The sequence below is a fragment of the Agromyces sp. CCNWLW203 genome (genome assembly GCF_036576125.1).
In the GTDB taxonomy this organism is placed as follows: domain Bacteria; phylum Actinomycetota; class Actinomycetes; order Actinomycetales; family Microbacteriaceae; genus Agromyces.
Window position 1 is genome coordinate 810,945 of record NZ_JAZHYX010000001.1, and the last position, 21,125, is coordinate 832,069.

23 protein-coding genes are annotated in these 21,125 nt (G+C 70.8%); 8 read left to right on the forward strand and 15 right to left on the reverse strand.

All coding sequences use genetic code 11. From position 1 onward, the window contains the following. Nucleotides 1-170: 170 nt before the first annotated feature. From VPH61_RS03730 to VPH61_RS03770, 9 genes are all read right to left on the reverse strand, one after another. Entirely contained in the window at nucleotides 171-758 is a 588-nt protein-coding gene (locus VPH61_RS03730) for a hypothetical protein (protein ID WP_332062166.1), read from the reverse strand. Then, nucleotides 755-1,474, reverse strand: a complete 720-nt coding sequence (locus tag VPH61_RS03735; RefSeq protein WP_332062167.1) for a hypothetical protein — start codon at nucleotides 1,472-1,474, stop codon at nucleotides 755-757. Before VPH61_RS03735 ends, VPH61_RS03730 begins: the two co-directional genes overlap by 4 nt. Nucleotides 1,475-1,524: 50 nt before the next feature. Further along, nucleotides 1,525-2,673, reverse strand: a complete 1,149-nt coding sequence (locus VPH61_RS03740; protein ID WP_332062168.1) for a bifunctional 2-methylcitrate synthase/citrate synthase — start codon at nucleotides 2,671-2,673, stop codon at nucleotides 1,525-1,527. A gap of 65 nt (nucleotides 2,674-2,738) precedes the next feature. Continuing rightward, the gene (gene prpB / locus VPH61_RS03745; RefSeq protein ID WP_332062169.1) at nucleotides 2,739-3,650 is read right to left on the reverse strand and encodes a methylisocitrate lyase; all 912 of its coding nucleotides are present in this window, start codon (nucleotides 3,648-3,650) and stop codon (nucleotides 2,739-2,741) included. Next, nucleotides 3,650-5,188 carry an MmgE/PrpD family protein gene (locus VPH61_RS03750; RefSeq protein ID WP_332062170.1) on the reverse strand — a complete coding sequence of 513 codons (1,539 nt, stop codon included), beginning with the start codon at nucleotides 5,186-5,188 and terminating at the stop codon, nucleotides 3,650-3,652. Before VPH61_RS03750 ends, prpB begins: the two co-directional genes overlap by 1 nt. A 31-nt stretch (nucleotides 5,189-5,219) precedes the next feature. After that, nucleotides 5,220-5,885 carry a GntR family transcriptional regulator gene (locus VPH61_RS03755; RefSeq protein WP_332062171.1) on the reverse strand — a complete coding sequence of 222 codons (666 nt, stop codon included), beginning with the start codon at nucleotides 5,883-5,885 and terminating at the stop codon, nucleotides 5,220-5,222. An 86-nt stretch (nucleotides 5,886-5,971) separates the two neighbouring features. Further along, nucleotides 5,972-7,123 carry an enoyl-CoA hydratase/isomerase family protein gene (locus VPH61_RS03760; RefSeq protein WP_332062172.1) on the reverse strand — a complete coding sequence of 384 codons (1,152 nt, stop codon included), beginning with the start codon at nucleotides 7,121-7,123 and terminating at the stop codon, nucleotides 5,972-5,974. A gap of 47 nt (nucleotides 7,124-7,170) precedes the next feature. Next, entirely contained in the window at nucleotides 7,171-7,917 is a 747-nt protein-coding gene (locus tag VPH61_RS03765; RefSeq protein WP_332062173.1) for a TetR/AcrR family transcriptional regulator, read from the reverse strand. A 90-nt stretch (nucleotides 7,918-8,007) separates the two neighbouring features. Then, entirely contained in the window at nucleotides 8,008-8,766 is a 759-nt protein-coding gene (locus VPH61_RS03770; protein ID WP_332062174.1) for an SDR family NAD(P)-dependent oxidoreductase, read from the reverse strand. 130 nt (nucleotides 8,767-8,896) lie between these two features. Here VPH61_RS03770 and trhO point away from each other — a divergent pair, with 130 nt between their 5' ends. Next, on the forward strand, nucleotides 8,897-9,817 hold the full coding sequence (gene trhO / locus VPH61_RS03775; RefSeq protein WP_332062175.1) for an oxygen-dependent tRNA uridine(34) hydroxylase TrhO: 921 nt from the start codon (nucleotides 8,897-8,899) through the stop codon (nucleotides 9,815-9,817). 48 nt (nucleotides 9,818-9,865) lie between these two features. Here trhO and VPH61_RS03780 read toward each other — a convergent pair whose 3' ends face one another. Both VPH61_RS03780 and VPH61_RS03785 read right to left on the reverse strand, forming a co-directional pair. Then, a complete protein-coding gene (locus tag VPH61_RS03780) occupies nucleotides 9,866-10,384 on the reverse strand; it encodes a hypothetical protein (RefSeq protein WP_332062176.1) in 519 nt (172 codons plus the stop codon). Then, a complete protein-coding gene (locus tag VPH61_RS03785) occupies nucleotides 10,381-11,319 on the reverse strand; it encodes an LssY C-terminal domain-containing protein (RefSeq protein WP_332062177.1) in 939 nt (312 codons plus the stop codon). The genes VPH61_RS03780 and VPH61_RS03785 overlap by 4 nt, the downstream gene beginning before the upstream one ends. A 50-nt stretch (nucleotides 11,320-11,369) precedes the next feature. On the opposite strand from VPH61_RS03785, the gene VPH61_RS03790 reads away from it, so the two are divergent. The 5 genes from VPH61_RS03790 to VPH61_RS03810 all read left to right on the forward strand — a co-directional run bounded on the left by VPH61_RS03790 (nucleotide 11,370) and on the right by VPH61_RS03810 (nucleotide 16,492). Then, on the forward strand, nucleotides 11,370-12,584 hold the full coding sequence (locus tag VPH61_RS03790; RefSeq protein WP_332062178.1) for a cysteine desulfurase-like protein: 1,215 nt from the start codon (nucleotides 11,370-11,372) through the stop codon (nucleotides 12,582-12,584). Between the two features lie 96 nt (nucleotides 12,585-12,680). After that, on the forward strand, nucleotides 12,681-13,454 hold the full coding sequence (locus tag VPH61_RS03795) for an isocitrate lyase/PEP mutase family protein (RefSeq protein WP_332062179.1): 774 nt from the start codon (nucleotides 12,681-12,683) through the stop codon (nucleotides 13,452-13,454). Between the two features lie 154 nt (nucleotides 13,455-13,608). After that, nucleotides 13,609-14,508: an ATP-binding cassette domain-containing protein gene (locus tag VPH61_RS03800; protein WP_332062180.1), complete on the forward strand. Its 900-nt coding sequence runs from the start codon at nucleotides 13,609-13,611 to the stop codon at nucleotides 14,506-14,508. Further along, nucleotides 14,505-15,335 (forward strand): ABC transporter permease, encoded by an 831-nt coding sequence (locus tag VPH61_RS03805; RefSeq protein WP_332062181.1) that lies wholly within the window; start codon nucleotides 14,505-14,507, stop codon nucleotides 15,333-15,335. Before VPH61_RS03800 ends, VPH61_RS03805 begins: the two co-directional genes overlap by 4 nt. Nucleotides 15,336-15,337: 2 nt before the next feature. Continuing rightward, complete coding sequence (locus VPH61_RS03810; protein ID WP_332062182.1) at nucleotides 15,338-16,492, forward strand: winged helix DNA-binding domain-containing protein; 1,155 nt, start codon at nucleotides 15,338-15,340, stop codon at nucleotides 16,490-16,492. 25 nt (nucleotides 16,493-16,517) lie between these two features. Here VPH61_RS03810 and VPH61_RS03815 read toward each other — a convergent pair whose 3' ends face one another. Beyond that, the gene (locus tag VPH61_RS03815) at nucleotides 16,518-16,907 is read right to left on the reverse strand and encodes a winged helix-turn-helix transcriptional regulator (RefSeq protein ID WP_332062183.1); all 390 of its coding nucleotides are present in this window, start codon (nucleotides 16,905-16,907) and stop codon (nucleotides 16,518-16,520) included. 165 nt (nucleotides 16,908-17,072) lie between these two features. Between VPH61_RS03815 and VPH61_RS03820 the strand changes: the two genes are divergently transcribed. Together VPH61_RS03820 and VPH61_RS03825 are read left to right on the forward strand one after the other, a co-directional pair. After that, nucleotides 17,073-17,723 carry an FMN-dependent NADH-azoreductase gene (locus VPH61_RS03820; protein WP_332062184.1) on the forward strand — a complete coding sequence of 217 codons (651 nt, stop codon included), beginning with the start codon at nucleotides 17,073-17,075 and terminating at the stop codon, nucleotides 17,721-17,723. Between the two features lie 127 nt (nucleotides 17,724-17,850). Then, on the forward strand, nucleotides 17,851-18,231 hold the full coding sequence (locus VPH61_RS03825; RefSeq protein WP_332062185.1) for a DUF1304 domain-containing protein: 381 nt from the start codon (nucleotides 17,851-17,853) through the stop codon (nucleotides 18,229-18,231). Nucleotides 18,232-18,275: 44 nt separating this feature from the next. Here VPH61_RS03825 and VPH61_RS03830 read toward each other — a convergent pair whose 3' ends face one another. The 3 genes from VPH61_RS03830 to hemB all read right to left on the reverse strand — a co-directional run bounded on the left by VPH61_RS03830 (nucleotide 18,276) and on the right by hemB (nucleotide 21,078). Continuing rightward, nucleotides 18,276-18,650: a hypothetical protein gene (locus tag VPH61_RS03830; protein ID WP_332062186.1), complete on the reverse strand. Its 375-nt coding sequence runs from the start codon at nucleotides 18,648-18,650 to the stop codon at nucleotides 18,276-18,278. Nucleotides 18,651-18,748: 98 nt separating this feature from the next. Then, nucleotides 18,749-20,083 carry a glutamate-1-semialdehyde 2,1-aminomutase gene (gene hemL, locus VPH61_RS03835; protein ID WP_332062187.1) on the reverse strand — a complete coding sequence of 445 codons (1,335 nt, stop codon included), beginning with the start codon at nucleotides 20,081-20,083 and terminating at the stop codon, nucleotides 18,749-18,751. Next, complete coding sequence (hemB, locus tag VPH61_RS03840) at nucleotides 20,080-21,078, reverse strand: porphobilinogen synthase (RefSeq protein ID WP_332062188.1); 999 nt, start codon at nucleotides 21,076-21,078, stop codon at nucleotides 20,080-20,082. Before hemB ends, hemL begins: the two co-directional genes overlap by 4 nt. Nucleotides 21,079-21,125 lie beyond the last annotated feature (47 nt).

Here is a 21,125-nt window from a genome sequence, read left to right on the forward strand (position 1 = left end):
CCACGTGACCCCGTTCAGCTCGACCGACTCGCCCGGCCGGGCGGTCATGGGCTGCGTGGGGCGACCCGAGAAGTAGTCGTTCCACTCGCTGCCGCCGATGATGAGGAACGTCGCCGGCAGCAGCACGGCGGTGGCGACGAGCGGCACGGCATTGCGTCGCCACCAGCCGCTCACGAGTCACCCCAGGCTTCGGGGGCGAGCTCGACCGTCGCCTCGGACTCGAGGGTGCCGAGGTCGACCGTCAGCTCGATGAGCGAGTCGAGGCGGATCTCGCGATCGACCGCGAAGGAGAGGACGGCCTCGGCCGGTCCGTCGACCCTGGCCTCGTCGAGCGTGCCCTCGGGCAGCTCGAAGGCGATCGCTCCCGCGCGCGCGAGCCCGGTCGACAGCGGCAGGCCGAAGATCGTGTTCGGCGGTCGCTCGCTCGCCTGGTACCTGCGGTCCCCCAGCTGCAGCGACGCCCAGCTGAACAGCACGCCGCTCTCTGAGCGAACCGACTCGATGTCGAGCTCGACGACGACCCAGTCGCCGTCGGCCTCCCAGCCCTGATCGCGGAGGGTCTCGGCGGCGACGACCCGGTCGACGGTGACGGCGATGTTGCGGCCCTCTGCGCGTTCGCCGAGCTGCGAGACGACGACGAACGGCGCCTCCGTCGCGTCGTCGCTCGGGGTGACCGCCATGACCACCCAGGCGAGCGCGACGAGACCGCACCCCGCGAGCGCGAGAAGCCACCGTGCGGAGCGTGCGCGCCCGGTCATCCGGCTGCCCCTTCCGTGTCGTCCGCCGGGGCGGTGGCGTCCGCAGCCGTGGCGTCGTCCGCCTCCTCGGTGTCTGCCCCGGCACCGACGTCTTCGATCGCCACGGCGAGGGTGACCGCGGGAACCGGATCGGTCCACGAGCTCCCGGCACTGACGAAGCTCGCGGTGTACAGCGACTGGTCGTTCAGCACGACGGTCAGCCGGTCGCCGTCGGCGAACTCCTCGGCGTCGACGGCCCAGGTGATGACGACCTCGAGCGGCACGCCGGGCTGCATCCATGGCGCGTACGTGGCGTCGTCGACGCGCGCGACCGATGTGCCGCGCGGGAGGCCGTCGATCGTGACGGCGTCGAGCAACCCGCCCCCGAGCGTCGCGCGCAGCGGCTCGCTCCACAGGTTCTCGGCCTCGACGACGAGGGCGAGCACGCGCTGCCCCTCCTCGAGACTGATGCCCGCATCGGAGAGTTCGTCGATGAGCACCGCGCGCTCCACGGTCAACGCGTACTGGTCGTTGCGGTACTCATCGCCGGCCTCGATTTCGCCCGGCCCCGGCGCCTCGACCGCGGCCAGCCCGCCGAACCCGGCCGTCACGACGAGCACGAGCACCGTACCGATGCCGGCGAACCACCTCGTCGGCACCCGGTCGCTCGCCGCGCGCAGCCACGCGAACCGACGCTCGGGCGCGTCGTGCGCCTGCTCTTCGGTTCCCGGTGCCACGCACAGCAGCTTAGGCGGGCGGGCGTCTCAGCACGGTCGACATCCGTGGGCTACTTCGACGGCACGTGCCGCTCGTCGACGCCGTTGTAGACCGACAGCGGCCGGATGAGCGCGTTCGACGCCGCCTGCTCCATGATGTGCGCGGTCCACCCGGTGATGCGGCTCGCGACGAACAGGGGCGTGAAGGTCAGGGTGTCGAAGCCCATGAGGTGGTAGACCGGGCCGGCCGGGTAGTCGAGGTTGGGCTTGATGCCCTTGCGCTCGCCCATCGCCTGCTCGAGGGCGACGTAGAGCTCGAGCAGGTCGGGTCGTTCGTAGTACTCGACCATGCGCTCGAGGGCGTCGCGCATCGTGGGCACGCGGGAGTCGCCGTTCTTGTAGACGCGGTGACCGAAGCCCATGATCTTGCGCTTCTCGGCGAGCGCCGTGTCGAGCCACGCGACCGCCCGATCGGCACCGCCGGGGCCCGCGCCGATCTCGTCGAACGTGTGCATGACCGCCTCGTTGGCGCCCCCGTGCAGCGCACCCTTCAGCGCACCGATCGCTCCGGTCACGGCCGAGTAGAGGTCGGCGAGCGTCGAGGTGATGACCCGGGCGGTGAAGGTCGAGGCGTTGAACGAGTGCTCGGCGTAGAGGATCATCGACACGTCGAAGGCACTCACGACCGGAAGCTCGGGCAGTTCGCCGAACGTCTGCCAGAGGAAGTTCGCCGAGAAGCCGAGGTCGGCCCGCGGCTCGACGAACTCGAGTTCGTGCCGGCGACGCTGGTCGTAGGAGACGATCGACGGCAGCTTCGCGAGCAGGCGGATCGACTTGTCGAGGTTGGCCTCGCGGCTGTCGTCGGGGGTCGCGGGATCGCTCGCGCCGATCACCGAGACGGCGGTGCGCACGACGTCCATCGGGTGGGCGGTGAGGGGCAGCTCGTCGATGATGCGCTTGACCTCGTGGTCGAGGCCTCGCAGCGAGCGCTCGCGCTCCTCGAACTCGGCCAGCTGCGCGTCATTCGGCAGCTCGCCGTTCCACAGCAGGTAGGCGACCTCCTCGAACGTGGCGGAGGCGGCGAGTTCCTGCACCGGGTAGCCGCGGTAGAGCAGCGAGTTCGACTCGGGATTCACCTTCGAGATCGCGGTGTAATCGACCGGCACGCCGGCCAGGCCCTTGTAGATCTCGGGCGGTACTGCGATCTCCTGCTCAGCCACGGATGCTCCTTTGCGTTGACGGGTCTGTGTGCCCGGGCCACGTGACCCGGGATCGGGACACTCGGCTATTCGACCGGCGTCTTGCTGACGGTGAAGTTGAAGATACCCGTATCGAACCGGTTGTAGCCCTCGTAGTCGATGAGTTCGTAGAGATCGGCGCGGTGCTGCATCTCGTCGAGCTTGCCGACGAGCGAGCCCGTCGCCTCGATCTCGTCGAGGCCGCGCACGGCAGACCCCATCGCGAGGCGCAGCAGCGAGACCGGCCAGATGACGATGTTCATGCCGACGTCGGCGAGCTGGCGCACGGTGAAGAGCTCGCTCTTGCCGAACTCGGTCATGTTCGCGAGCAGCGGCACGTCGACCGCGGCGCGCACCGCCTCGAACTCGGCGAGCGAACGCATCGCCTCAGGGAAGATCGCGTCGGCGCCGGCGTCGACGAGCGCCTTCGCACGATCGACCGCGGCGTCGAGACCGTCGACCGCGGCGATGTCGGTGCGCGCCATGACGAGGAAGTTCGGGTCGCGACGCGCATCGACCGCGGCACGGATGCGCTGCAGCGCCGTCGACTCGTCGACGACCTGCTTGCCGTCGAGGTGGCCGCACCGCTTCGGGTTGACCTGGTCCTCGATGTGGAGGCCCGCGAGGCCCGCGTCCTCCATCTCCTGCACGGTACGGGCGACGTTCATAGGCTCGCCGAAGCCGGTGTCGGCGTCGATGATCGCCGGCAGCTCGGTCATCCGGGTGATCTGCTTGCCACGCCCCGCGACCTCGGTGAGCGTCGTGAGTCCGATGTCGGGCAGGCCGAGGTCGGCCGAGAGCACGGCGCCCGAGATGTAGACGCCCTCGAAGCCCTTCTGCTCGATGAGCCTCGCCGAGAGCGGGTTGAACGCCCCGGGGAAGCGCATGATCTCACCGGTCGCGAGCCGCTCGCGGAAGAGCCGGCGCTTCTCGGCGGGGGTGGTCGTGGCGTACAGCATCAGAAGAGTCCTTCGGGGATCTCGACGCCGACGAGCGCGCCGGGCGCCACGTTGAACGTGAGGCCGCCGAGCTCGTCGGGGCCGAGCTCGGGCAGGCGCTGCGCGACGTCGAGGAAGCGCTCGATCTCTTCGGGCGTGAGCGCCCACTCGGCGAGCGTGCGGAACTTCGCCACGTACTGCTCACGCGCGAACGGCCGGGCGCCGAGCGGATGCGCGTCGGCCACGGCGATCTCGTCGACGATCTCGCCGCCGTCGGCGAGCTTGATGACGACGCGGCCGCCGAACGCCTTCTCGGCGATGTCGTTCGAGTGGTAGCGGCGCGTCCACTCCTCGTCTTCGAGCGTCGTGACCTTCTTCCACAGCTCGACGGTGTCGGCGCGGTGGGCGCGCTCGGGCGAGTACGAGTCGGCGTGATGCCATGAGCCGTCCTGCAGGGCGACGGTGAAGATGTACGGGATCGAGTGGTCGAGCGTCTCGCGCGAGGCATCCGGATCGTATTTCTGCGGGTCGTTGGCCCCGGAGCCGATGACGTAGTGCGTGTGGTGCGAGGTGTGCAGCACGATCGACTCGATGCGCGACGGGTCGTCGAGGATCAGCGGGTACTCCTCGTGCAGCTTCCGTGCGAGGTCGATCCACGCTTGCGCCTGGTACTCGGCCGAGTGCTCCTTCGTGTACGAGTCGAGGATGGCTCGCTTGGCCTCCCCCACCTCGGGCAGCGGCACCTCGTACGAGGCATCCGGGCCGTCGAGGAGCCAGGCGATGACGCCGTCTTCGCCCTCGTAGATCGGCACGGGGCTCGTCTGGCCGCGCATCGCGCGGTCGACCGACTCGACGGCCATCTTGCCGGCGAACGCGGGGGCGTGCGCCTTCCACGTCGAGATCTCGCCCTTGCGCGACTGCCGCGTGGCGGTCGTCGTGTGCAGCGCCTGGCCGATGGCCTGGAAGATCGTCTCCTGGTCGAGACCGAGCAGGGTGCCGATGCCGGCGGCGGCCGACGGGCCGAGGTGGGCCACGTGGTCGATCTTGTGCTGGTGCAGCGAGATCGCCTTCACGAGGTCGATCTGGATCTCGTAGCCCGTCGCGATGCCGCGCACGACGTCGCGCCCGGTGAGGCCGCGGTTCGCTGCGAGGTGCTGGGCGACGGCGACGATCGGGGGGATGTTGTCGCCCGGGTGCGAGTACTCGGCCGACAGGAAGGTGTCGTGGAAGTCGAGTTCGCGAACCGCGACCCCGTTGGCCCACGCGGCCCACTCGGGCGAGGTGCGGCGCGCGGCATCCGCACCGAAGACGGTGGCGCCGTCGCCGCCGATCGAGACCGGGTGGGCGAGCGCCTGGCTGCGCGCCGAGACCACGGGGCCACGGGCGATCGAGGCGGCCGCGACGGCCGCGTTGTCGATCACGCGGTTCACCACCATGTCGACGACGTCGTCGTCGAGCTCGACCGGGTCGGTCGCGACGCTCGCGAGCTTCCAGGCGAGCTGGCCCTCGCGGGCGAGGTTCTCGTCGCTGCGGTGCGTGCGAAGGTGGTGGAGGTGCATGTTGACGGCCCTTTCAGAACTGTTCCAACGGTCAGGCTACGCGGTGCCCATCGGACTGACGAGACTCGATGGACGCGAGTGCGTGACGAAGGCTCATGTGCAGGTGCACATGGCTGGCATGGGCGGCGAGCGAGGCGTCGCCGGCGATGATCGCCTCGACGATCAAGAGGTGCTCGGATGCCGCAGCGCGGAGCCGCTCGGGATTGTGACGGGCGAGCCGCCGCACCCTGGCCGAGTGCAGGCGTGCACTGCGCAGCGCTGAGACGAGCATCGGGTTCGCGGTCGCCGCGTCGATCTCCCCGTCGAGCGCGTCGACGGTGTCGTAGTAGGTGCGGAGTCCCTCGTCGCCGTCGTCGAGCAGTTGCGGCGCTGCCGTGAGCCGCTCGTGGAGCTCGGCGAATCGCGCAGGATCGCGCCGCGTCGCCGCGAGGCGGGCCGCCTGCTCTTCGAGGGCCTCGCGCAGTTCGTAGAGGGCGACGATGCTCGCGGGCGAGAGCTCGCTCACCTGCAGCACTCGCGCCGAGGCGGCCGTGGCGAGGCCGTCGGCCTCGAGGCGGGCGAGGGCCTCGCGCACCGGCGTGCGGGAGACGCCGAGGCGGTTCGCCTGCTCGACCTCGGCGAGCGCGGTGCCGGGCGCGAGCACGCCGTCGAGGATCTCCTCGCGGAGCTCCTGATATGCGCGCTCACTGGCTCTCATGCTCATCCCTCCCCCACTTATGTATACGCTTCAGCGCGGGATCTCGCAAACTCAGGCCCAGTCGAGACTTTGTGTATACACAACGGCTAGGCGGACCACACCGGGTCGAAGCGCGCCTCATCGAGCACCCGCGCCGCGAGTCGGGGATCGACCTCGGCGAGCGTGGCCGGGTTCCAGCGCGGGTTGCGGTCCTTGTCGATGACCTGCGCGCGGATGCCCTCGCGCAGGTCGTGCTGTTCGATGAACCACGAGACGAGGCGGAACTCCTGCTCGAGCGCATCTTCGAGGCTCCGCAGCGTGCGCGCCCGCCGCACCGATTCGAGCGTCACGGTGAGCGCGGTCGGCGAGAGGGTCTCGAGCTCGTCGGCAGCGGCGGCCGCGTAGGCGGTCGCGCCGGGGTCGAGCGGATGCTGCGGGAACGCGCTTGCGCTCGACGAGGTGCTCCCGGTCTCGAGACGCTCGCTGCGCTCGCTCCTCGACCCACGATCGCCTGCGAAGGCGCGCAGGCGCTCGATGATCTCGGTGACGGTCGGCGCCGAATAGCAGGCATCGACCCAGTCGCGAGCGAGCGCGAGGGCCGACGGACCGGGCGTCTCGTCGAAGAGCATGACGATCTCGGCCGGGCTGCCGGGGTCGGCGCGCTCGGCGAGTGCCTGGATGACGTGCGGCAGCCGCTCGGAGGGCACGAACGAGTCCGCGAAGCCGGCGTGCAGCGCGTCGGCGGCATCCATCGTGCGGGAGTTGAGGGCCAGGTGCACGCCGAGCTCGCCGGGGGCCTTCGCGAGCAGCCAGCTGCCCCCGACATCCGGAGTGAAGCCGATGCGGGTCTCGGGCATCGCGATGCGTGATCGTTCGGTGACGATGCGGATCGAGGCGTGGCCGGCGAGGCCGATGCCGCCGCCCATCGTGATGCCGTCCATGAGCGCGACGACGGGCTTCGGGTAGCGCGCGATCATCGCATCGAGCCGGTACTCGGCGCGGAAGAACTCCCGGGCCTCGGCATGATCGTCGTTCGTGGCGTAGGTGTAGAGCTCGCGAACATCGCCGCCCGCGCAGAACCCGCGCTCCCCCGCGCCGTCGAGCACGACGACGCCGACCTCGGTGTCGCTGCGCCAGAGCTCGAAGATCGCGGCGAGTTCGCGGATCATCTCGTAGCTGAGTGCGTTCAGGGCCTGCGGACGGTCGAGCGTGACGTGGCCGACTCCGTCGGCGACGCTCGCGGAGATGTGGTCGCTCACGAGTGCCACCGTAGCCGCATCTCCACGGATGCGCGTCGCGGCCTGTCTCAGGCCGACCGGCTGAGATATTCGGCGACGCCGTCGAGCAGTCGTGCGAGACCGAAGTCGAAGTTGCCGAAGGAGTCGTCGACCAGCGCGCCGCTGCCGAGCGTGGCATGAAGTTCGGGGAACCGGTCTTCGGTGACGAGCCGTCCGAGCAGTCGCGCTTCGGAGACCACGATGCCCGAGAGCTGCTCTCCCGCATCATCGGCACGGTCGGCGTACCCGCGCTCGACGAGCGCACGGAACCTGGCGTGCCCGCTGACCTGCAGCACGACGGCGACCCGCTCTTCCCGCGACAGCGCGGTGCCTGCGAGCACAGCCAGACCCGCCTCCATCCAGGCGAGGTTGTTCGGCGTGCTCGCGACGCCCGTGATCGCGATGTCCAGCATCCACGGGTGACGTCGGTAAACGGCGCCGGATGCCTCGGCGTACGCCTCGAGCCCCGACCTCCACCCCTGCGCATCGGAGACCGAGCCGGGGGGAAGGCCCATGCCCCGGTCCTGGAGCAGGAGCATGAGCGTCTCCTTCGAGGAGACGTATCGGTAGAGCGACATCGCCGTGAGCCCGAGGGCCTTGGCCACGGCCGGCATCGTCACGGCGTCGATGCCGTCGGCGTCGGCGAGATCGACGGCGACATCGAGCACCTGCTCGAGGCTGAACTCGCGCTTCGGTCCGCGCTGGGGCGACGGCACCGCGCCCCAGGCCAGCGCGATCGCCCTCGGCAACTCCGGGATCGCCGTGTCGTCGGTCACTGCCGCCCCTTCCGCTCGAGCTCCAGCCAGCCTAGGTGCGCGACGGGGCCGGGTCGCGACACTGGCGCCGACCCGGCCCCGCGGCCACCGTCAGACGGCCGACCAGCCGCCGTCCGAAGCGAGGATCACGCCGTTGATGTTGGCCGCCTCGTCACTGGCGAGCCAGGCCACCGTGCCGGCGATCTGCTCGGCGGAGGTGGGAGCCGACATCGTCGCCTGCAACACCGGCCCGGTGCGCGAGACACCGTATTCGGATCGCCACGACACGTCGAGCCCGGTCATGACCGCTCCCGGCGCCACCGCGTTCGTGCGGATGCCCTGCGGCCCGTACATGAACGCCGTGCTCTTCGTCAGGCCGACGACGGCGTGCTTCGACGCGGTGTAGGCGGCGCCGCCCACCGACCCGCGGAAGGATGCCTCGGAGGCGAGGTTGACGATCGAGCCCGCTCCGCGCTCCCGCATCAGCGGAACGACGGCACGCGTCGTGCGGAGCACGGCGGTGACGTTGAGGTCGAACACCCGCTGCCAGGTCTCGTCGTCGACCTCATCGGCCGGCACGACCCCGTCCATGATGCCCGCGATATTGGCGAGGATATCGACCCTGCCCTCCGCCGCGTCGACGAGCTCGCGGACGGTCGACTCCCGGGTCACGTCGCCGGCGACGATGCGCACGTCGAACGCGCTCAGCTCTCCGCCGAGTTCCTGCAGTCGATCGGCGGCGATGTCCGAGGCGATCACCGTGGCCCCTTCGGCGGCGAGAACTCGGGTCGTGGCCCGGCCGATGCCCGAGCCGGCGCCCGTGATGATGGCGGTGCGGCCGGCGAAGCGGGGTGCTGCGTAATCGGTCATCGAGGTGCTCCTTCGTGTGCGTTGAATTACTAGTACTTACATAAACAGTATATGAAAGTACTAGTTAAGCAATGCAGCAGCCACTCACCGCTCCCGGCGACCACGCGGCATCCGCCCGTATGATCTCGGGGTGGCCGTCGCCAAGATCCTCCTCTACTACGTCTTCACCCCGCTCGCCGACCCCGACGCCGTGCGGCTCTGGCAGCGCGACCTCGCCGAGTCGCTGGGGCTCCGCGGGCGGATCCTGATCTCGGAGCACGGCCTGAACGGCACGCTCGGCGGCGAGATGAAGGCGCTGAAGCGCTACGTGCGGAAGACGCGGGAGTATCCCGCGTTCAAGCACATCGACTTCAAGTGGAGCGAGGGCACCGGCCTCGACGAGCACGGCACGAGCACCGACTTCCCGAAGCTGAGTGTCAAGGTGCGCGACGAGATCGTCTCGTTCGGCGCACCCGGCGAGCTCTCCGTCGACGAGCAGGGCGTCGTCGGCGGCGGCACGAAGCTGAGCCCCGAGGCACTGCACGAACTCATGGCCGAGCGCGGCGACGACGTCGTCTTCTTCGACGGGCGCAACGCGCTCGAGGCCGCGATCGGCCGCTTCGCCGGCGCGGTCGTGCCCGACGTCGAGACGACCCGCGACTTCGTCGAAGAACTCGACTCCGGGAGGTACGACGATCTGAAGGGCAAGCCCGTCGTCACCTACTGCACCGGCGGCATCCGATGCGAGGTGCTCTCGAGCCTCATGACGAGCCGCGGGTTCGGCGAGGTGTACCAGCTCGAGGGCGGCATCGTGCGCTACGGCGAGCGGTTCGGCGACGACGGCCTCTGGCAGGGCTCGCTCTACGTCTTCGACCGGCGCGGCTCGATCGACTTCAGCGACCACGCCGCCGTCATCGGCACGTGCGCGCGCTGCGGCACGGCGACGAACCGCACCGCCAATTGCACGGATGCCTCGTGCGACGCCGAGTTCGTGCTGTGCGAGTCATGCGGCGCAACGACCTGCGAGGCGCACGCCGCGACGTCACCGGTCGAGTCGTTCCTTCACCGCTGAGGTGACGTGAATCGACCCTGTCGGGGGTGCATGAGGTCGCGATTCGCCTCACATCGCCCGGTCCCGCGGGCGCCGCGCATAGGCGCGGGCGTTGCGGCTCGAGAGCGCGAGCAGCACGAGGATGTCGAGCGCGAGCGTGACGAGCGTCGTGCGCAGGGTGATCTCGGCGTCGGCGCCGAAGTAGTCGAACGCCGACCCCGTGATGCTGAGCGTCGCGAAGACCATCACGGTGATGCGAGCCCAGTTGCTGCCTCGGTAGATGAGGAGCGCGAGCACCAGCTCGACGGCGAGCACGATGGCGCCGAGGGCGAGCACGACCATGAGCACGGCGTTCGAGCCGGCATCCGCTTCGGCATCGGAGTCGAGCGGGATGCCGAGGTCTTCGACGAGGGTCTTCCGCCACAGGAGCCCGAGGGAGATCAGCCAGATGACGCCGGCGAGCACGCGCAGCACCACGAGCACGGCCCCGAAGGTCGTGGCCACCGGGCGCCGCATCATGGGCGGCGTCGCGTCGGGACGCACGAGCACCGTGGGCGGTTCGAAAGCAGGCCGCTTCTCGACGCTCATCGGGCGACCTCCGATCGGTCGGGTGCCGACTCGGCCGGCGCGGCCGGCACCGCACTGACGTCGACGACCGGCAGGTCGCCGTCGGTGCTGATGGTGTCTCCCCCGCCGTTCCTCGAGTGATACCCCGTCGAGAAGTCGGCGAGCACCGCGACGCGGGCCTCGGGGTTCGCGGCGATCACGGTGTCGACGATGTGGTCGCGCTCGATGTCGATGTCGGCGTCGATCTTGTGCGTGATCTGCAGGGTGAAGAGCGAGAAGCCCACGGCGCGGTCGAAGGTGCCCGCCGCGAGCCAGTCGACGCGGCGTCCGCCGGGCAGCAGCCAGCCGTCGGGCGTGCGCCAGAACCGCACGTGATGGCGCTTGGCCGGGTTGCCCGCCACCTCCTGCTGGTAGGCGAAGTCCTGCTGCCGGCCGAAGAGGAAGAGCGGGCTGACCGGTGCCTCGTCGTAGCTGCGCCGGGTGATCGTCGAGGCGATGATGCGCCAGCTCGACGCGCCGTTCACGTCGTCGGCCCGCGTCCAGCCTGCGCGTTCGAGAGCCGCGTGCAACGTCGCCTCGTCGCCGTCGAAGGCGAGGTTCACCGGGTCGCCGAGCAGCCCGTCGCTCGTGCGCGCCCGCCCGATGAAGTAGTCGGGCACGTAGATCGTCGTGAGGATCCGGTGCAGTCGCGGCAGCACGAGGTAGGCGAGCACGATCCAGAAGGCGATGAAGAACAGGATGCCGAACCAGCCGAACGCGAACGACTCGGTGAGCACGAGCCACGCGAGCCAGATCGCAGCGATGCCCGCGTACACGAAGAAGAAGCCGTCGAACAGGGCGTTGAACGAGAACCGGCGCCGACGTGCGACGGGCATCGGCACCCCACCGGTCGGCGCCCCACCGGCCGGCTGTCCGCCGATCGGGTCACCGGATGCCTCGGCTCCCACCTCGCCCATGTGTGCATGCTATCCGTGCGGGGTGATCCGAGGGTCGTTATCCTCGCTCCATGGCCTACGACGTCACGCGCATCCGTTCGGAGTTCCCGTCGCTCGAGAGCGGGTGGGCGCAGTTCGACGGCCCTGGTGGCACGCAGACGCCGCGGTCGGTGGGCGACGCGGTGGCATCCGTGCTCACCGGCCCGCTCTCGAACCGCGGCACGACCGGCGTCTCGGAGGAGCGCGCCGAGGCCGCGGTGCACGGGTTCCGGCTCGCGATGGCCGATCTCGTCGACGGGCACCCGCGCGGCATCGTGCAGGGCCGCAGCGCCACCCAGCTCGCCTACGACTTCTCACGGCACCTCTCGAAGCAGTGGGCCGCCGGCCACGAGGTCGTCGTCACGCGGCTCGACCACGACTCGAACGTGCGCCCGTGGGTGCAGGCCGCCGAGCGCGTCGGCGCCGTGGTGCGCTGGGCCGACTTCGACCCCGCCACGGGCGAACTGCCGGCCGAGGCCGTCACCGCGCTGCTGTCGAACCGAACCCGGCTCGTCGCCGTCACCGCGGCCTCGAACCTCATCGGCACGATGCCCGACATCCCGGCCATCGCCGCGGCCGCGCACGCCGTCGGCGCCCTCGTCTACGTCGACGGCGTGCACTACACGGCGCACGAGCTGCCCGCCATCGGAACGCTCGGCGCCGACTTCTTCACGTGCTCGCCGTACAAGTTCCTCGGGCCGCACTTCGGCGTGCTCGCGGCCGACCCCGAGCTGCTCGAGTCGATCGCGCCCGACAAGCTCGCGCCCTCGACGAACGTCGTGCCCGAGCGGTTCGAGTTCGGCACCCTGCCCTACGAGCTGCTCGCGGGCGGCACGGCCGCGATCGACGCCCTGGCGGGCCTCGCCGGTGACGGCGAAGCGGATGCCGCGGGCTCACGCCGTGCGCGGCTCGTCGCGTCGTACGCGGCACTGCACGAACACGAGGAGACCCTGCGCACCCGCCTCGACGCCGGGCTCGCCGAGCTGCCCGGAGTCACCGTGTGGTCGCGGGCGGCACGCCGAACTCCCACGCTCCTGATGACGTTCTCGGGCCACGAGGCATCCGTCGTCACGAAGCGGCTCGCCGAGGGAAAGGTGCTCGCGCCGAGCAGCAACTTCTACGCACTCGAGGCGTCGCGGCGGCTCGGGCTCGGCGACGCCGGCGGCCTTCGGGTCGGGCTCGCGCCGTACAACGACGCGAACGACGTCGAGCGACTGCTCGACGGACTCGCCGCGGCGCTCGCCTGACCCGCGACCGCCTGACCCGCTCGCCTGGCGCGCGGGAATCGGACCCGACCCGGTGACCCGGCGACACGCGTCATCGAGCCGCCATACGCTGGCATCATGACTCTCGCCGAAACCGCCGCCGAACTCCGCCGCCTGCACACCGACCCCGAACTGCTCCAGGTGGTGAACGTCTGGGACGTCGTGAGCGCCACCGCGGTCGCCGCCCTGCCGCAGACCCGCGCGCTGGCGACCGCGAGCCACTCCATCGCCGCGTCGTTCGGCTACGCCGACGGCGAGCAGATCCCGATCGAGCTCATGCTCGACATGTGCGGTCGCATCGCGCGCGCCGTCGACGTGCCCGTGAGCGCCGACCTCGAAGCGGGCTACGGCGACGCCGGCGACACCATCCGCCGCGCGATCGGCGAGGGCATCGCCGGTGCGAACCTCGAAGACCAGCTGAAGCCGCTCGCCGACTCGGTCGCCGCCGTGACCGCCGCAGTGGCCGCTGCCGACGCCGAAGGCGTGCCGTTCGCCCTGAACGCCCGCACCGACGCATTCCTCCGCGGGCGCGAGCGCCCGCTCGAGGTCAACGTCGCCGACGCGATCGAGCGCGGCCGCGCCTACCTCGACGCCGGCGCGACGAGCGTCTTCGTGCCCGGCATGTTCGGCGAAGAGGTGGTGACCCAGCTCGTGGCAGGCATCGGCGAGCTGAAGGTCACGCTCATCGGCCTGCCCGGCGTGCCGGCGCCCGCACGCCTGCAAGAGGTCGGCGTCTCCCGCGTCTCGTACGGGCCCACGACGCAGCGCGTCGCCCTCGGCGCCCTGCAGGACCTCGCGACGAATCTCTACGACGGCGGCGTGCTGCCCGAGGGCATCCGGCCGCTCAACTGACGACCGCGATCTCGCGCCAATCCGCGAATCCCCCGTGCGACGGATGCATCCGGCCCCGCTTGCTCGCTAGGGTGAGCGCAAGGCGGCCTGGCTGCCCGGGTCGTGCGGGGGTACGACCTGTGCGCTCGAGCCCGCCCCCACGTGAGGAGAGCGCATGGCGAGCGGCATCCCGATCGAGATCTCGGGGCTCAGCAAGCATTTCGGCCCGGTGACCGCGGTCGACGACCTGAGTTTCACGGTGCAGCCGGGCAAGGTCACCGGGTTCCTCGGCCCGAACGGGGCCGGCAAGACGACGACGCTGCGGGTGCTGCTCGGCCTCGAGCGCGCGAGTGCCGGCACCGCGACCTTCGACGGCACCCCGTACTCCGCGCTGCCTCGGCCGCTCGAGACGGTGGGCGCGGCACTCGACGCGAACTTCCATCCGGGCCGCACGGCACGCAACCACCTCAAGGTGTACGCGACCGCCGCGGGCCTCTCCGTGGCCCGCGTGCCGGCCGTGCTCGAGCAAGTGGGCATGTCGGAGTACGCCGACCGCCGCGTCGGCGGCTACTCCCTCGGCATGCGGCAGCGCCTCGCCCTCGCGTACACGCTGCTCGGCGACCCCGGCGTCTTCGTGCTCGACGAGCCGATCAACGGCCTCGACCCCGAGGGCATCAAGTGGATCCGCGGGTTCCTGCAGAACCTCGCCCGCGAGGGTCGCACGGTGCTCGTCTCCTCGCACCTGCTCAGCGAGGTGCAGCAGAGCGTCGACGAGGTCGTCATCATCGCGAAGGGCCGGCTCATGAAGAGCGGCACCCTCGCGAGCCTCGAACTCGACTCGGCGCCGCGCACGATCGCCGACTCGCCCGACCGGCCGGCGCTCGCCGCCGCGCTCGACGCGGCGGGCCTCGCCTACACCGAGGGTCGCAGCGGCTTCATCGTCGATGAACCCGATCCCGCGAAGGTCGGCCACGCGGCGTTCGTCGGCGGGGTCGAGCTCGCCGCCCTCCATCGCCTGAAATCCGGCCTCGAGGAGTCCTTCCTCTCGCTCGTCGGCGGGGGTGAGGAGTCGTGAACCTCGTGCGCGCGATCGGCTCCGAATTCCAGAAGGTCTTCACCACCCGCATGTGGTGGCTCCTCGCGATCCTCCTCGCCGCCTACGTCGCGTTCATGTCGGGCGGGCTCGGCGCCTTCCTGGGCTGGGCCTCCGAGAATCCGGATGCCGCGGCCTCCGCCGGCGGCAACACGACGCTGCCGCCCGGGGCCACCCTGGCCCCGCTGATCTACAGCTTCGCGTCATCGGTCGGCTACGTCTTCCCGGTGCTGCTCGGTGCCCTCGCCGTGACCGGGGAGTTCCGCCACAAGACGCTCACGCCGACCTTCCTCGCCGAGCCGCACCGAACGGTCGTGCTCAGCGCGAAATTCCTGTCGCAGCTCGTGATCGGCGCGGGCCTCGGCGTCATCGCGTTCGCGGTCTCCGTCGGCACCGGCTCGGCGGCGCTCGCCGCCTTCGGCCTCGACACGGGCCTCGATTCGAGCGACACGTGGGCGCTCATCGGCCGAGGCGTGCTCGCCATGGCCCTGTGGGGCGCGATCGGCGTCGGCCTCGGCGTGCTCGTGGTCAACCAGGTGGCGGCGATCGTCATCGTGATCGCGTTCACCCAATTCCTCGAGCCGATCCTGCGGCTCGTCGCCTCGCTCAGCGACGTCACCGCGTCGATCGGCCGGTTCCTGCCGGGCGCCGCGAGCGACGCGCTCGTCGGGGCATCCTTCTACAACATGGCGTCGCTCGGTTCGACCGACACCCTCGACTGGTGGCAGGGCGGACTCGTGCTGCTCGGCATCGCGGTCGTCGCGACCGTGATCGGCGGGGCGACGACCTGGCGACGGGACGTGTCGTAGGGGTGCAGCTCGCCGAGCTCCGACGCATCCGCTTGCACGTGCAGGGGTTGCGTGCGGTGCGCGCGGGCGCGATCACCGACGTCGTGCGCGACTTCGTCGCCGTGCAGTCGCAGGAGTTCGTGCCGGCGCAGTGGGGGCTCGCGATGCGGGTGCCGGCCGGGCCCGACCGGCCCGACCTGGCCGGCGTCACCGCGGCGCTCGATCGCGGGGAGATACTGCGCACGCACGTGCTGCGACCGACGTGGCACTTCGTCGACCCGGCCGATGCCCGGTGGCTCATGGAGCTCTCGGCCGAGCGCGTGCATCGCGCGAACGCGACGTACTACCGCCGCACGGGCGTCGACGGCGAGACAGGCGTGCGCGCCCTCGACGTCGTCGCTGCCTCACTCGAGGGCGGCCACCGCACCCGGGCGGAGCTCGCTGCGGCGCTCGGGGCGGCCGGGCAGCCGTCGACCGGGCTCGGCTTCACCTACGTGCTCATGCTCGCGGAGCTCGAACGGGTCGCGATCAGCGGCGCGAACGTGGGCAAGCAGCGCACCTACGCGGCCTTCGACGAGCGCGTGCCGGCGTCGGCCCCGAAGCCGCGTGAGGAGGCGCTCGTCGAGCTCGCGGCACGATTCATCCGCTCGCGCGGGCCGGTGACCGATCGCGACTTCGCGGCGTGGTCGGGTTTCACGCTCGGCGACACGCGGCGGGCGTTCGCGGCGGTCGTCGCCGGCGACGGTGGCGGTGGCAGCGGCAGCGGCGGCCCTGCGGAGACGATCGAGATCGACGGCGCGACACACTGGCACGACGTCGAGACGACGGCATCGGCGCTCGACGCTCCGCCCCCACTGACCGGCACGGTCGACCTGCTGCAGGCCTACGACGAATACATCATGGGCTACGCCGCGCGGCGTTCCTACCTGCTGCCCGATGGCATCGAGGCCGTGCACGCCGAGACGTCGCTGCACGCGCTCATGATCGACGGCGTGATGGCGGGTCGGTGGGCTCCGGTCGTGCAGCCGAAGCGCGCTGTCGTGCGGCTCGTGCCGTGGCGCACGTTCTCCGCCGACGAGGAGCGCGGGCTCGCGGCATCCGTCGCCGAGGTCGAGCGCTTTCTCGGGGTTCCGGCCACCATCGAGCGAGTGGAGTTCGGCACCGACCCGCAAGGCTGACTGCTCAGCTACGCGGCGTGCCCGTTCAACGCGCGGCGGCGCGGCGATTCGCCTCGACCTCGGCCATGTTCACCTCGGCCCAGTCCTTCATGTGCCAGAGGATCGGCATGAGGCTCTCGCCGAGCGGCGTGAGCGAATACTCGACGTGCGCCGGGAAGACCTGCTTCACCTCACGGGCCACGAAACCGTCGCGCTCGAGCAGCCGCAGGGTCTCCGTCAACATCTTCTGGCTCGCGCCCGCGATGCGGGCACGCAACTGCGAATGCCGCTTCGGCCCCTCGGCGAGCGGCAGCAGCACGAGCGTCGCCCACTTGGCTCCGAGGATGTCGAGCACTTGTCGCGACGGGCATTCGGCGAGATACGACGCGTAGGCGTCCTTCGCTGCGGCGCGCTGCTGTTCGGCGGTCAGGGTCACGGTGTCTCCAGAACTCGTTCGGCGACGGATGGATGGGCACCTCCGGCATCCCACGGCACTCGGAAGTGCCTGCTGGTGCCGGTTTCGCGGCGATGTGACGATCGAAACCGTCACGAGGCTCCATCCATTCCCGGATCCCCGCCGAACACCAGTGAAGGACACGAGATGACCCACCTGCTGCACGTCAACGCATCCGCCAGGGGCGAGGCCAGCCGCTCGCTCGAGCTGGCGACCCGTTTCGTCGACGAGCTCCGAGACGCCGACGGCGGGTTGACGGTCGACCGCCTCGACGTCTTCGACGGCTCGCTGCCCGAATTCGGCACTGTTGCGGCCGGCGCCAAGATGGCCGTCTTCGGCGGGCAGGAGCAGACCGCTGAACAACAGGATGCCTGGCGCGACGCGCGCGTGGTGTTCGACCGGTTCGACGCCGCCGACACTCTCGTCTTCAACGTGCCGTTCTGGAACGCCGGGGTGCCGTACCCGCTGAAGCAGCTCATCGACGTGATCACGCAGCCGGGATGGTCGTTCGCGTTCGACCCCGAGACCGGCTACCGCGGCCTGCTGCAGGGCAAGCGGGCCTTCGTGGTCTACACCAGCGGGGTCTACGCCGAATGGCTGCCCCCGGCGTTCGGGGCCGACTTCACGACCAACTTCTTCCGCGACTGGCTCGGCTTCATCGGCGTCGCCGAAGTCGAGGAGGTGCACTTCGCACCGACCGTGGTGAACTCCGACGTCGAGGGTTCGCGTCGAGTGGCGCTCGCGGCCACGCTCGACGCAGCGCAGCGGTTCGCCGAGGCCGAACGGTTCGCGGCGTGAGCTGACGGCGAGAGAGCCGCGTGCGCAACTTCGGAACGAGCGGCCGACACGCCGTCGTTCGCCGCCGCCGCGCGGCGTGTCGCCCCAAATCTCCGGAGTTGTGCACGCGGGCTCGTACGATCGCGGCATGGCCGTCATCGGAACCGTGTTCGTCGCCCTCGCCGCGCTGCTGCACGGCTACATCTTCCTCATGGAGAGCGTCTGGTGGACCCGGCCCTCGACCTGGAAGCGCTTCGGCGTCGCCGACCAGGCGGCCGCCGACGTCACGAAGCCCATGGCCTACAACCAGGGCTTCTACAACCTCTTCCTCGGCATCGGCGCGGCGCTCGGCCTCGCGATCTACTGGGCCGGCGCCATGCCCGTCGGCAAGACCCTCGTGCTCTTCACGACCGCGTGCATGGTGCTCGCAGCCGCGGTGCTGACGACGACGGGCCGCGGCTACCTGAAGCCCGCTCTCGTGCAGGGCACGCTGCCGCTCATCGGCTTCGTGCTGTTCGCCTTCGCCTGAGCCTGAGCCTGAGCCGATGCCGCGGCGCTCGGCGCTGGGAACGGTCAGTCGCCCTCGACGACGTCGGGCGTCGCGGTGAGCTTCAGCCGGTCGATGAGCTCTGCAGCGTGATTCGTGCTCAGGATGATGCGGGTGAACTCGCCCGCTGCGAGTTCGAGCACGACGGCCTGGCGCTTGCCCTTGACGATCACGAAGTCGCTGCCGCCGTGGTACTTCCACACGCCGACGGCGACGACGAGGGGCACCTCAGTGCCGCGACGACGGATGCCGCGGATCCAGATCCAGGGGTCGTCGGTGATCGTCGCCGAGCGGATGTCGTCGCGCTGCACGACGAGGTCGGCACTGCGGAGCGCGAGCGACTTCTCGGCCGGGGTGAGGTGAACCTCGATCCGGTCGGTGTGCACGCGCAGTTTCGCCATGCTTCCATCCTGCCCGAGTCGCGCGCCGCGTGGCGTGTCGACGCCCCACAAAGCCATAACGGTTTGCTGCAGGAAACCTCGTGCACCGGTTCAGTCGGTTACGCGTTCTCCGGCGGCCGAGCGGATGCCGCGGCGCGCGCCGCTGCCGGAAGGGCCTCGAACACCCGGGCGATCGCCGTGTCGTCGTGCGCCGCCGTGACGAACCACGCCTCGAACACGCTCGGCGGCAGCGAGACGCCGGCGTCGAGCATCGCGTGGAAGAACGGCGCGTAGCGCCACGACTCCTGCCGCTGCACGGTCGCGTAGTCGCGCACGGCTGCGCCAGCGGCTTCGTCGCCGAAGACGAAGCTGAAGAGGTTGCCGGCGTACTGCACGCGGTGCGCGACCCCCTCGGCGTCGAGGGCGGCCGAGACCGCGTCGCTGATGGCCTCGGCGGTGGCGTCGAGCTTGCGGTACACCGAGGCATCCGCTGCCCTGAGGGTCGCGACGCCGGCCGCGACCGCGACCGGGTTCCCGGAGAGCGTGCCTGCCTGGTAGACCGGGCCGAGCGGTGCGAGCTGCTCCATGATCTCGGCGCGGCCGCCGAGAGCGGCGACCGGCATGCCGCCGCCGATGACCTTGCCGAAGGTCAACAGGTCTGGAGTGTACGAGGTGTCGGTGCCGTCTTCGAGGCCCCACCATCCGGCGGCCGAGACGCGGAAGCCCGTGAGCACCTCGTCGGAGATGACGAGCGCGCCGTGCGCGTGCGCCAGCTCGACGACCGCGCGGTTGAACCCGGCGACCGGCGGCACGACTCCCATGTTCGCCGCCGCCGCCTCGGTGATGACGGCGGCGATGCGGTCGCCGTGCTCGGCGAACACCGCGGCGAGCGCGTCGAGGTCGTTGTAGGGCACCACGAGCGTGAGCGCCGCGATACCGGCCGGCACGCCCGCCGAGCCGGGGAGCGCGAAGGTCGCGAGGCCCGAACCGGCCTCGGCGAGGAGGCCGTCGGAGTGGCCGTGGTAGTGCCCGGCGAACTTCACGAGCAGGTCGCGTCCCGTGAAACCGCGGGCCAGGCGGATGGCGCTCATCGTCGCCTCGGTGCCCGTCGAGACGAGGCGCAGCTTCTCGACCGGGGCGACGCGCGCCTCGACGAGCTCGGCGAGTTCGGTCTCGGCCGGGGTCGAGGCGCCGAACGAGAGGCCGCGCGCCGCGGCATCCGTCACCGCCCCGATGACCCGCTGGTCGGCGTGACCCAGGATCGCGGGGCCCCAGCCCGCGACGAGGTCGACGTACTCGCGGCCCTCGACGTCGGTGACGTACGGGCCGCGGGCGCTCACGAGGAAGCGGGGCGTGCCGCCCACCGAGCGGAACGCGCGCACGGGCGAGTTGACCCCGCCCGGGATCGCGGCCTGCGCGCGGGCGAAGAGCTCGTCGTTGGTCTGCGCGCTCATGCGGCGTCTCCTTCGCGGATCCACTCGGCCAGTTCGACGGCCCAGTAGGTGAGCACGGCATCGGCGCCGGCGCGGCGGATGCCTCGCACCGACTCGATGACGGCGCGCTTGCGGTCGATCCAGCCGTGAGCGGCGGCCGCCTCGATCATCGAGTACTCCCCCGACACCTGGTAGGCCCAGACCGGCACCTCGGATGCCGCGGCGACGTCGGCGAGCACGTCGAGGTAGCTTCCCGCGGGCTTGACCATGACGACGTCGGCACCCTCGTCGATGTCGATCATCGCCTCCCGGAGCCCCTCGCGACGATTGCCGGGATCGAGCTGGTACGACCGCCGGTCGCCCTCGAGCGTCGACTCGACCGCGTCGCGGAACGGCCCGTAGAACGCGCTCGCGTACTTCGCCGAGTAGGCGAGGATCGCGGTGTCGTGGTGCCCGGCGTCGTCGAGCGCGTCGCGCACCGCGGCGACCTGGCCGTCCATCATGCCCGAGAGGCCGAGCAGCTCGGAGCCCGCCCGTGCCTGCGCAAGGGCCATCGACGTGTACCGCTCGAGGGTCGCGTCGTTGTCGACCCGGCCCCGCTCGTCGAGCACGCCGCAGTGACCGTGGTCGGTGAACTCGTCGAGGCAGAGGTCGGTCTGCACGACGAGCCGGCCCGCGGATGCCTCGGCGGCGACACCCGTCGCGAGGTTGAGGATGCCGCCGGGGTCGGTGGCCCCCGAGCCGTGCGCATCGCGCACCTCGGGAACGCCGAACAGCATCACGCCGCCGACACCGGCTGCCGCAGCCTGCTCGATCGCGTCGGGCAGGCTCGAGAGGGAGTGCTGCACGACGCCCGGCATCGAGCCGATCGGCACCGGGGCGGAGACGCCCTCGCGCACGAAGATCGGGAGCACGAGCTCGGCGGGGTGCAGCCGGGTCTCGGAGACGAGGCGGCGGAGCGCCGGGGTCTCACGCAGTCGGCGCGGGCGGACACGGGGAACGGGCGTGGAACTCACCCGACAAGCCTACGTCTCACCGGCTGGGCGGTCGTCGGGAGAAGCGG